Origin of the sequence: Providencia sp. M-27 (assembly GCF_011077905.1) — a bacterium.
Classification (GTDB): domain Bacteria; phylum Pseudomonadota; class Gammaproteobacteria; order Enterobacterales; family Enterobacteriaceae; genus Providencia; species Providencia huaxiensis.
This window is the reverse complement of the sequence record NZ_JAALBT010000069.1, coordinates 1-707: the sequence shown is the minus strand read 5'-3', so window position 1 is coordinate 707 and position 707 is coordinate 1. Positions and strand designations below refer to the sequence as shown.

Sequence of the window (707 nt, the reverse complement as noted above, 5' to 3'; positions counted from 1 at the left end):
TTAGGCCCCAAATCGGCACCAATCACATTGGCATAAACCATTGCTTGTTGAATTAGCCCTGACGCTTCACTCCCTTCAATGGATAAAGCACCAATTAATACCGTTGGCATATTATTCATTATTGAGGATAAAAATGCAGTTATAAATCCCGTACCAATTGTTGCTACCCATAACCCTTTGTCTGCAAGATAATTGAGCGTTTCAGAAAGATAATCGGTTAACCCTGCATTTCTTAAACCATAAACAACCAAGTACATACCTAAAGAGAAAATGACGATTTGCCACGGTGCGCCACGTAATACTTTTTTGGTGTTAATCGTATGGCCTCTGGCTGCAATCCCCCAAAGAATTAAGGAGCCAATAGCCGCAATTGCACTCACTGGAATACCTAATGGTTCTAAGAAAAAGAAACCAATAAGTAGCAGTACCAATACCAGCCAACCTGCTTTAAACGTTGTCATGTCCTTAATGGCTAAAGTCGGTTCACTCAGTTTGGTAACATCATATTGTTTAGGGATATCTTTGCGGAAAAACCAATGCAGCATCGCTAATGTTGCAATAATTGCTGCAATATCCACTGGGACCATAATCAATGCATATTCAGTAAATCCAATATTAAAGAAGTCCGCAGAAACGATATTCACGAGGTTCGAAACAATCAGCGGCAAGCTCGCCGTATCTGCAATAAACCCGGCAGCCATGACAAA

At 40.7% G+C, this 707-nt stretch carries 1 protein-coding gene; it reads right to left on the bottom strand.

All coding sequences use genetic code 11. The features are described 5' to 3' along the window. The coding region (locus G6Q48_RS21965) for an ArsB/NhaD family transporter (RefSeq protein WP_256372942.1) at window positions 1-707 on the bottom strand (707 nt) is incomplete at both ends.